The 9917-nt window shown below is 68.1% G+C and carries 9 protein-coding genes; 6 read left to right on the top strand and 3 right to left on the bottom strand.

Annotated features, from left to right (window positions below; genetic code table 11):
• Positions 1–272: 272 nt before the first annotated feature.
• Positions 273–1214: an NHL repeat-containing protein gene (locus QHF89_RS45850; RefSeq protein WP_136970890.1), complete on the bottom strand. Its 942-nt coding sequence runs from the start codon at positions 1212–1214 to the stop codon at positions 273–275.
• Between the two features lie 222 nt (positions 1215–1436).
• On the opposite strand from QHF89_RS45850, the gene QHF89_RS45845 reads away from it, so the two are divergent.
• The 3 genes from QHF89_RS45845 (at position 1437) to QHF89_RS45835 (ending at position 5298) form a co-directional block, all read left to right on the top strand.
• Positions 1437–3590 (top strand): SBBP repeat-containing protein, encoded by a 2154-nt coding sequence (locus QHF89_RS45845; protein ID WP_284721812.1) that lies wholly within the window; start codon positions 1437–1439, stop codon positions 3588–3590.
• Positions 3591–3684: 94 nt separating this feature from the next.
• Positions 3685–4227, top strand: coding sequence for an inorganic diphosphatase (locus QHF89_RS45840; protein ID WP_136935672.1), 543 nt, complete (start codon positions 3685–3687; stop codon positions 4225–4227).
• Positions 4228–4650: 423 nt separating this feature from the next.
• A complete protein-coding gene (locus tag QHF89_RS45835; protein WP_136970892.1) occupies positions 4651–5298 on the top strand; it encodes a hypothetical protein in 648 nt (215 codons plus the stop codon).
• On the opposite strand, the gene QHF89_RS45830 is transcribed toward QHF89_RS45835, so the two are convergent.
• Positions 5295–6278, bottom strand: coding sequence for an LA_2272 family surface repeat-containing protein (locus tag QHF89_RS45830; protein WP_136970893.1), 984 nt, complete (start codon positions 6276–6278; stop codon positions 5295–5297). The genes QHF89_RS45835 and QHF89_RS45830 overlap by 4 nt on opposite strands.
• 403 nt (positions 6279–6681) lie before the next feature.
• On the opposite strand from QHF89_RS45830, the gene QHF89_RS45825 reads away from it, so the two are divergent.
• Together QHF89_RS45825 and QHF89_RS45820 are read left to right on the top strand one after the other, a co-directional pair.
• A complete protein-coding gene (locus QHF89_RS45825) occupies positions 6682–7056 on the top strand; it encodes a hypothetical protein (protein WP_136970894.1) in 375 nt (124 codons plus the stop codon).
• 16 nt (positions 7057–7072) lie between these two features.
• Positions 7073–7858 carry a hypothetical protein gene (locus tag QHF89_RS45820; RefSeq protein WP_136970895.1) on the top strand — a complete coding sequence of 262 codons (786 nt, stop codon included), beginning with the start codon at positions 7073–7075 and terminating at the stop codon, positions 7856–7858.
• A 66-nt stretch (positions 7859–7924) separates the two neighbouring features.
• Here the strand turns inward: QHF89_RS45820 and QHF89_RS45815 are convergent, their stop codons facing one another.
• On the bottom strand, positions 7925–8254 hold the full coding sequence (locus QHF89_RS45815) for a hypothetical protein (protein WP_136970896.1): 330 nt from the start codon (positions 8252–8254) through the stop codon (positions 7925–7927).
• Positions 8255–9146: 892 nt separating this feature from the next.
• Here QHF89_RS45815 and QHF89_RS45810 point away from each other — a divergent pair.
• On the top strand, positions 9147–9881 hold the full coding sequence (locus tag QHF89_RS45810; RefSeq protein ID WP_136970897.1) for a DJ-1/PfpI family protein: 735 nt from the start codon (positions 9147–9149) through the stop codon (positions 9879–9881).
• Positions 9882–9917: the final 36 nt, after the last annotated feature.

Genomic DNA, 9917 nt, shown 5'->3' with positions numbered 1-9917 from the left:
GCCAGGGGCTGGACCCGGGTTCGATGAACTGCGCGATGCGCAGTTCATCGAGCAGGCCTTGTCAAGACCAGCAGCGGCGTTGCCCACCGAGACCGCCGCGCTGCGGGCTCTGCTGGCAACCCCGCTTGTTCGTTGGCCTGTTTGAAAAACTGCGCACCGCGCAGTTTTTCAACCCTCGGTCCAGGGCCGTGCCCTGGTCCGGGTCCAGGGGTGGACAACCCCTGGTCGGGGTCCGGGGTGAAACCCCGGCGGCGCCATGCTGTGCCCCTCCCTTACTTCGGCGGCGGCTCGACAGGCGCAAACGTCGTCGAACCGGCGCCCCAGAACTGTAGGTTCGGGTTCCCTGGAATCGCGATCGGCGTCGACGTGACGCTGGTGCCGTTCGGGTTGAAGGTGAGTTCGAAGAGGAAGCCTGAGTTCGTGAAGCCGTAGACGCTGCCTGCCCAGAAGGCGATCCCGAAGACGTCCGAGTTTCCGACGGGGCCCCAGTTCTTCACGAGCGCGCCTGTCTTCGGGTTTACCTCGATCAGACAATCGTCGCAGCCGTTGCCTTTTACCGTCAGGTACGTCCCGCCGCCTTTCACGGACACGATGTCTCCGCTCGATGAGTAGCCGCCGCCGATCGAGCCGACGGTCGTCATCACGCCGGTGACCGTGTCGATGCGCACGTACGTCGCGTTCTCGTAGCCGACGAGCACCTCGTGGTTCGGATCGAGCGTCCCGGCCGGCACGAACGAGAGCGAGTTCGGGTAGCTCCCGCTCGCGATCTCCGTGCACTTTGCGGTCGTCTTGTCGATCCAGTAGAGCCCGTAGAAGCTTGTCCCGACGATCTTCGAGTCCTTGTCGATCGCGATGTCGATGACGTCGCCGCAGCCCTCGAAGTAGCCCACGACCGAGACTTCTTTCGTGTAGGGCTCGAGTTTGTAGAGCCGATCGGGGCTGTGCCCGAACACCTCCGCGGGCAGCTCCGGGTCGGGCGTCCCGCCGTCGGTGGGGAATTCGAACCCGCCTGCGCCGCCGTCGCCGCCTGCGCCCCCTGGACCTGCCGTTCCTCCCTGTCCGCCCGTGCCGGCTGAGCCGCCTTGCCCTTGCCCTGCGTCGCCACCTTGCCCGCCCGTGAACGTGCCGTCCGTGCTCGCGGCCGAGCAACCGAGCATGAGCGCCGAGGCGGTGAACAAGGCGAACGAAGAAAAAAGGAAGAAGGCTCTTCGCATGGGCAAAACTCCGTGAATTCGGCGTCCTTCGCGGACGCCGATCCAGGAACGTAGGAGACCAGACCCCCTCCTGGGCGTCAAGCCGCGCCCCGGACACGATTTCCCGAAGGATTCTGGCCCGAAACGGCGGGAAGCGGCCGGGGTATTGTGGATGGCCTTGCAATCAGTAATGTGACGGAAACTCGGGATCACTCCCCTCGGTCTACGCCGGAGGCTTCAGACATGCTTCGCCGATCGCGACTCCTTTCTCTTTCTTTCCCCACGATCACGCTCGCCTTGCTCAGCGCCGTCGCTGGCTGCGGCGAGCCCACACCCGACACCACCGGCGGCGTCGCGCAGGGCGGCGCCGGCGGCACCGGAGGCACCGGTGGGATGGGCGGTGGTGGGATGGGCGGCGGTGGGACGGGCGGCCAGGGCGGCCAGGGCGGCGGTGGGATGGGCGGCACCGGCGGCATGTCCGGCTGCACCCTCGGCACCACGCAGCCCTGTTACGCCGGGCCCGACGGCACCCAGGGCGTCGGCCCCTGCAAGGCTGGCGTGCAGACGTGCGAGCCAAACGGTGAGTTTGGCGCATGCGTCGACGAGGTCCTGCCCGCGGCCGAGACGTGCAACGGCGCCGATGACGACTGCGACGGCAACGTCGACGACGATCCGAGCTGCGTCTGCGTGCCGGGCGACATGATGGACTGCTACGACGGACCCCCCGGCACCGCCGGCACGGGCGTCTGCGTGGGGGGCAAGGCCACGTGCGCGGCCGACGGCCAGTCCTACGGCCCGTGCGTCGGGCAGGTCCTGCCCTCGGCCGAGACCTGCAACATGCAGGACGACGACTGCGACGGCGCGCCGGACGACGGCATCGGCTGCGCTTGCGCGCCGGGCACGAGCATCAACTGCTACACCGGCCCCGACAACACGAACGGCGTCGGGCTCTGCAAGGGCGGCAGCCAGACCTGCCTCGCGGATGGAACGGGCTACGGCGCTTGCATGGGCGAGGTCCTGCCCTCGCTCGACAACTGCGCCTCCCCGGCGGACGAGGACTGCAGCGGCGCGGCGCTCGCTTGCACGGGCAACCACGTCGCGAGCAAGCAGTTTGGCGGCGCCTCGAACCAGGTCGGCATGGACGTCGCGGTCGACGCCCAGGGCAACGTCTACACGATCGGCCACTTCGAGGGCTCGATCAACATGGGCGGCGCCATCGGCACGCTCACGAGCATGGGCAGCACCGACGTCCTCGTCGCGAAGTACGACCCCATGGGCAACGTCCTCTGGGCGAAGCAGTACGGCAACACCGCGGCCCAGGTCGGCAACGGCATCGCGGTCGACGGCGCGGGCAACGTGTACATCACCGGCACGTTCCAGGGCTCGATCAACTTCGGCGGCGGCCCCATGAACACCGCGGGCGGCGACGACCTCTACGCCGCCAAGCTCAACACGGACGGCGGCTACATCTGGCAGCGCGCCGTCGGCAACACCGTGACCCAGCAGGGCATGGACATCGCGGTCGACGCGACGGGCGCGGCCTACGTGGTCGGCCAGTTCTCGGGCAACATCCCCTTCGTCGGGGAAATCCAGAACGTGGCCGGGCTTGACGCGATGCTCCTCAAGTTCGCGAGCGCCAACGGCAACCCCGTTTGGGGCAAGGGTTTCGGCGGCGCGGGCACGCAGTTCGGCAACGAGGTCTCCGTGACCCCCGCGGGTCTGGTCACGTTCGTCGGCGCCTTCCAGAACACCATCAGCTTCGGCGCCAACACGATCACGAGCGCGGGCGACTACGACATCGTGGTGGCTCGGTACGACAGCGCCGGCTCGCACCTCTGGAGCAAGGGCTACGGCGACGCCGCGGAGCAGCGCGGGTTGGCCGTGGCCACGGATCCCACGGACGGCTCCGTCGTCCTCACGGGCGAGTTTTCCGGCTCGTTCTCGTTCGACGGCGGCATCACCACGCTCACGTGCGCGGACGGCACGGACAACGTCGACGGGTACATCGCGAAGCTCGACACGATGGGCAACCACGTCTGGAGCAAGAAGTTCGGCAACCTGACCGCGCAGCGCGGCAAGGGGCTCGCGGTCGACGTCTTTGGCAACATCGTGATCACCGGCGAGTTCTTCAGCCAGGTCAGTCTCGGCGGCAACACGGTCGTGAGCGCGGGCGGGCGCGACGTCTTCGTCGGCAAGCTCAACCCGAGCGGCGCGCCGCTTTGGCTCGCCCGGTACGGCAGCGGCATGCTGACGCACCAGTCGGGCGAGTCGGTCGCGATCGACCCGCAGACGAACACGTGGGTGACGGGCACCTTCGAAAACATCATCGACTTCGGCGGCGGCCCCTTCACGTCTGCCGGCGCGACCGACATGTTCCTCGCGAAGCTCGCTCCCTGAGGATCCTCCTGGGGGCTCGCCCGAACGAGCCCCCTTCGTTCCACGCTTGGGGCTACGCTCGGGCGAGCCGAGCTACGCCCAAACCCCCGAGACCATGCACCCTCTTCACGATATTCACGTCGTCCCTTCCTCCATCGCAGAGTTCGTCCCTGCGGTCGTCGAGATCCCGCGTGGATCCAAGCTCAAGTACGAGCTCGACAAGCGCACCGGGCTGCTCATGCTCGACCGTGTCCTCTACTCGTCGGTCCACTACCCTGCGAATTACGGGTTCATCCCGCAGACGCACGCGGGCGACGGGGATGCCCTCGACATCCTCGTGCTCATGCAGGAGCCCGTGCATCCCCTGACCATCGTGCGCGCCCGGCCCGTCGGCGGGTTTCGCATGCGGGACGACAAGGGCGTCGACGACAAGATCATCGCGGTGGCGATCGACGATCCTGCGTATGCCCATTACGAGGAGGCGACGGAGCTGCCGTCGCACGTCCTCGCCGAGATCCGGCGGTTCTTTCAGGACTACAAGATCCTCGAAGGCAAGATCAGCGAGGTCGACGACCTCTACGATCGCAAGCGCGCCCTCGACGTGATCGCCGAGTCGATCGCGACCTATCGGAAGGACGCGGCCTGGGGCAAACCCTGACAGGACGCTGCGCTGAGGCGCGGAGCCGGGGTTTCACCCCGGACCCCGACCAGGGGTTGTCCACCCCTGGACCCGGACCAGCGAGGCGCTGGACCCGGGGTCGATGAACTGCGCGGAGCGCAGTTCATCGAACAGGACAGGTCAAGACCAGCAGCAGCGTTGCCAACCGAGACAGCCGCGCTGTGGGTTCTGCTGGCGCCCCGGCTTGTTCGTCGGCCTGTTTGAAAAACTGCGCGGAGCGCAGTTTTTCAACCCCGGGTCCAGCGCCTCGCTGGTCCGGGGTCGAGGGGGCGGACAGCCCCCCGCGGGGTCCGGGGCAGAGCCCCGGCGCCCACCTTGTCTCCTCGAACCCTCCACCCTACCTCCTCGGGCGCCACGGAACGTTCGGCGCCCTTCGGGCGTCCATCCATCGAGGCCGAGGTCATGATGGAGATCATTCTCGTTGTGGGGTCCCTGCTCCTGCCGTCGCTGCTGTACGTGGCAGGCCGTATCGCGGGGCGTGACGTGTGGGGGCTCGTCCTTTCGCGGTACGAGAAGCGGGGCGGTAGCGCCTACCGCGCCGCCGAGGTGCCGGTCTGGGTGCCTGGCAAGACGCCGCGGTCGGTCAAGCTCGCCGCGATCACGAGCTTCCTGCTCGGGCAGATGGTCATCCCGGGGGCGCTCGTGGCGCTCGTGGGGCTCGTCATCAGCCTGGAGATGCTCGGCAGGCCTGTCGAGGCCATGGAGCCCGCCATCCTCATTCTCACGCTCTCGGCGCCGAGTGGCCTTTACGTCGCCGGGTCGTTGCTCGGGCTCGGCATTCTCATGCTCCGTCGGGGTCCGGACGCCGCCGCGCGGGCCCGCTGGGTCGGCCGCTGGTCGGCCCTCCACAACGTCCTCTTGGTCGCGGCGCTCCTCGTCTTGTGTGGCCCGAAGCGCGACATCGTGCCGATCGTCGCGTATGCATTCGTCTCGCTCGTGCACGCGGCGCTTCTCTTCGCCGCGGCCCGGGCGCTCGATGCGCACGATGAGGCGCAGGCCGGGGAAAACCTGCCCGCGCCGGGCGAGACGGCTCCAGCGGCTGCCGGTTAAAGCTCGATCCCCGCCGTCCCCTCCGGCAGGAGGGAAAAGCGCAGCGAATCCGATCCCTGCACCGCCATCGCCACGCCTCCCCCGATGAAGGGCACGAGCCGTTTGGCGATCTCGAACGAAACGAGCACGCGCGCCTTGTACAGCTCGTCGTGTGTCGTGAGCGGCACGCCCTCCGCGAAGAGCCGGTTTCCCGCGAGATCCCCGGCCACCGCGAATCCTTCGGTGATCGGCACGCGCGCGCCCAGCGTGAGCCCCGCGGTGAACGCTGGTTGCCGTTTCCCGTCGGGGAGCGGCCGGTTGTGGAGGCCGATCCCGAGGATCGAATACGCATAGGCGCTCGCGAACTTCACGCCGAGGTTCGCGAAGATCGAATTCGACCCCCAGATCACGGGGTGGACGCCGCCGCGCCGCGGAATCGGCAGGAGGCCGAGCGACTCCCCTTCGAGCTTGTCGGTGATGTTCAGGACCCCCACTTGCACGCCCTTGATTCGGCGTGCCACGTTGATGAGCCCGATTTGCACGCCGCGCACCTCGGCCGAGACGTTCACGACGCCGAGCTGCAGGCCGTCGACGCGCCCGATGTTCGTCCCGCCCGCCATTTGCAGCCCGCGGACCTTTCCGCGGGCGACCGAGACGAACCCGCCGAGGAGCACCCCGTCGACGTCGGCGTCCACGTAACTCGCCATGCCTGCGAGCGCGAGGCCGGTCATCCGCCCGCTCGTCCACCCCATGAGCCCGGCGATTTGCGCGCCTGCAAAATCGCCTCGTGCAATGGAAAAGATGCCATCGAACTCGAGCCCCTCGGCGCGGCCATCGACGACGTGCGCGAGCCCGATCTGCGCGCCCCGCATATCGTACCCGACCCAGCCCACGGGCCCGATCTGCAACCCGCCGAGATAACCGATCCGGCCGAGCACGAGGGCCAGGTCGAGGTGGGTAAAGATGTCCGGCGCGCCGGCATTCGTGGCGATCGGGTACATGAACCCGACGTTGACGGGCTGATATCGGACGCTCGAAGGCGACGGCGGGGGCGGCTCTTCGAGGATGACGGGCGGAGGATACGCCGGGTCGGGGAGCGGCGCGGGCGCGGGCGCGGGAATGGCGACGGGAGCGGGAGCGGAAGCGGAAGCGGAAGCGGAAGCGGAAGCGGAAGCGGAAGCGGAAGCGGAAGCGGGAGCGGGAGCGGAAGCGGAAGCGGAAGCGGGCGCGGCGGCGGTGAGCAGGCCGAGGGCGAATGCGGCGGCTGCGGCGAGCGTGCGCCTCGTGGGGGCGGTGGGATGGGGACGCGGCGTCATGGCGCGGGATCGAGCGTACCCTTTCTCGGGGGCGGCGCGAAGGTGGTTCCCCTCCTCAACGCCGACGCTTCCGTGGTACTCCCATCTCGTGAAGCGAAACCTCTCCCTCGGCGCGCTCTTCCCGCTCTTGCTCATGGCGTGCGACCCCGCCGGTCACCTTCGGGTGGCCGTGGTGCGCGACGGCGCGGGGCCCGTGCGGGAGCCTGTCGCGGATGCATCGGTATGGATCGACTGCCCGGTCGGCGAAAGGACGAAGCTCCAGCCGATGCGAGCCGCGGGGCAGTTCTTCGCCATCCAGACGCCCGCCGTGGATCTCGACTGCGTCATCACCATCGAGACACCCGACGGCGGAGGCCGTCAGTATCGCGTGCGTGATCTCTGCGTCGACACGACGCTGCACGAGGGTTACGGCTGCAAGGAGGCGTTTCTCTACGTCGCGGTTGCGCGTGGCCCCGGGAGCTAAGGTACCATCGGGGGTCATGAAGACCTATGGGGGGTGGTGGGTCGTCGCGGGCGTCGTGCTCGGCTCGGCGTGCGGCGGTGGGCGCGTCTGGCCCTCGGACCCGGCGCCCGTGGCCACGACGCCCGACGACATCTTGTCCTGCAACGTCGATTCGGCGCCGCTCGTGCAAACGGGCCGCCAGCTCCAGGCCTGCGGCGGGTTGTGGATGTCGGAGTCTTGCACGTACGAGACCGCGCTCTTGTACGGCAAGTTCAACGAGGAGGAATGCACCCGGGAGGTCGACGAGGTGCAATCGTTCCACAACAGATCGCTCGTCGCGCGCGCGATGTTCTGGCGGGCGACGGGGTGCGCGCTCGACGAGACGAAGGCCTCGGACGATGACGCGCTCGCCTGGAAGTTCCGGGTGTCCGATTCGCGCGGGCACCGCCTGGTCGTGCAGGGCTGCGGCAAAGAAGCGCGCTACGTCTGCGAGGACGACAAGATTCGTCCGCAATGCGAGCCCCCGCCGCCCGAGGTGCAGGCGTTCGCGGCGGCGGTGGCGGACGCGCGCGCCGTCTTCCAGGCCCAGACGGGCTGCAAGACGAGCGAGCTCGTCCCGATGGGCGCCGGGCCCATTCCCGAGGACGGGGTGACCGAGGTGTTCTTGTCCGGCTGCGGGACGCTCATGCCGATCACCGAGGACAGGTCGGCCTCCGGATATGGGCGCACGATCAAGCTCATTGGATGCAAGGAAACTGCGACGTATACGTGCGACGTGAAGAAGGGCGCGCGCACCGAGATCGAATGCAAGCCCAAGGGGTGACGCCGCCGACGACGCGCGCCGGGTCGTGGGCGCTCGCCCCCGAGGGGATTTGACCCGGCGCGCGCCTCAAGGGCAATCGCGGATCAGGGGGTACTTGTAGAAAAACGGCGCGGTTGCGTGGAACGGCTGCCAGCCGCTCGCCAGGGCCCCCGCAATCATCTCGCGGACCATCGCCGGCGTCACGGCCGTCTGATGCGGGCTCAACCAATTGTCCGGTCGGCTGACCACGAGGTCGACCATGAGCACGCTTCCGGAGACGGCGTCGCGCGGCAGAATGGCGAGCGTCATCGACGTTTGGAAGGCCGCTTGATTGTACGTCGGCTTCTTCCGAATTCGGAAGGCATAGTCCGTGTCGCCCACGCGAACGACCCTGCGGCCTTTCCTGGGAATTGTCATGGTGTCCTGTGTAGGGCTTTGCCTGCCCCGCGGCACGCGTTTTCCGGTTGTCGGCTACTTCTTCCGCGGCTCGGTGGCCATGAAGTCCAAGATCGAAGGCATGCTCGCCGGGCTCGTCGGCAACGACCGGGGGCTTGGTCGTCAGGGTCGCCGGGCTTGTCGGCAACGACCGGGGGCTTGGTCGTCAGGGTCGCCGGGCTTGTCGGCAAGGGCTGGGGTCCTTGTGACGAGCTCGCCGCGGTTGTCGGCAAGGGCCGGGGGCTTGGTCGTCAGGGTCGCCGGGCTTGTCGGCAAGGGCTAAGGTCCTTGGGACGAGCTCGCCGCGGTTGTCGGCAAGGGCTGGGGGCTTGGTCGACAGGGTCGCCGGGCTTGTTGGCAAGGGCCGGGGGCTTGGTCGTCAGGGTCGCCGGGCTTGTCGACAAGGGCTGGGGTCCTTGTGACGAGCTCGCCGCGGTTGTCGGCAAGGGCCGGGGGCTTGGTCGACAGGGTCGCCGGGCTTGTCGGCAAGGGCCGGGGGCTTGGTCGTCATGCTCGCCGTGGTTGTCGGCAAGGGTCGGGGCTCCGTCGGGTCCTCCCGTAATAACGGCAGTCGGGGTCCAAATGACGGCAGTCTGATCCGCCGCCCGAGGTCCCATCCCCTCGATGAGCCGTCCCGTTCAGGAGTATCTGCGATATCCCGGCAGCATGGCCAAACCTCTCGGCGCGTGTGCGCCGCTGTCAGACCCGGCGTTTTCCTTATGGCATCCTTTATCATGATCTCCGCGGGATGGCAGAAAGTGCTGCCATGTTGTCCTTTCGGACAGCCTTCGGGGGAGCCATCCTGTCCCGGGTCAGGGCAGCGCTCCTCCGCGCCGGAGGGCGGCCCCTTCCACAACGATCGAGAGGAACCCCCATGAATCAGCAGGATGAGGGCAAGCGTGATCTTTTGCCGAGCACGACCCACAAGCTCCAGATCGGCATCTTCGTGTGCCCAGGCTATTTCCCGGTCGATATCATCGGTCTGCAGACCGCTTTGGGTGCCTTGCCGGACACCGAGGTGCACCTCGTCTGGAAGAACAAGGATCCGATCACGGGCTTCCCGACGTTCCCGACGCGGGCCACCTCCACGTTCAGCGAGTGCCCGCGGGATCTCGACGTCCTCAACATCGGGGCGGTCCCCCCGGAGATCCTGGAGGACGACGAGTCGCTCGCGTTCATCGCCGATCGTGGCAGCCGCGCCAGGTGGGTGACCAGCGTGTGCGGCGGCTCGCTCGTGTTAGGGGCCGCCGGGCTGCTCCGGGGCTACCGCGCCACGTCGAACTTCCACGTCGTCGATCTTCTGGAGCACTTCGGCGCCACGCCGGTGCGGGGAGGACGCGTGGTGGAGGACCGGAACCGCCTCACGGCCGGGCCGGTCGTGGGGAGCCTCGAGATCGCCTTGCGCTTGATCCACGATCTGTACGGCGAGGAGGTCGCCAGGGAGTCCGAGCTCCAGATGGAATATGCTCCGCACCCGCCCTACCGCACCGGTAGCCCCGAGCTGGCCGGTCCGGAGCTCACCACGAGGGCCCTCGCGAGGTTCGCGCCCGTGACCGAGATGGCGCGCAAGGCCGTCGAGCGATTCGTCGCTCGACGACCGGCCGCCTGAACCGCGAAGATGGGCACGATGTCGCCGCGCAAAAGG

This window comes from Polyangium sorediatum, assembly GCF_029946465.1.
GTDB classification, from domain to species: domain Bacteria; phylum Myxococcota_A; class Polyangia; order Polyangiales; family Polyangiaceae; genus Polyangium; species Polyangium fumosum.
This window is presented reverse-complemented; position numbering and strand designations above follow the sequence as displayed.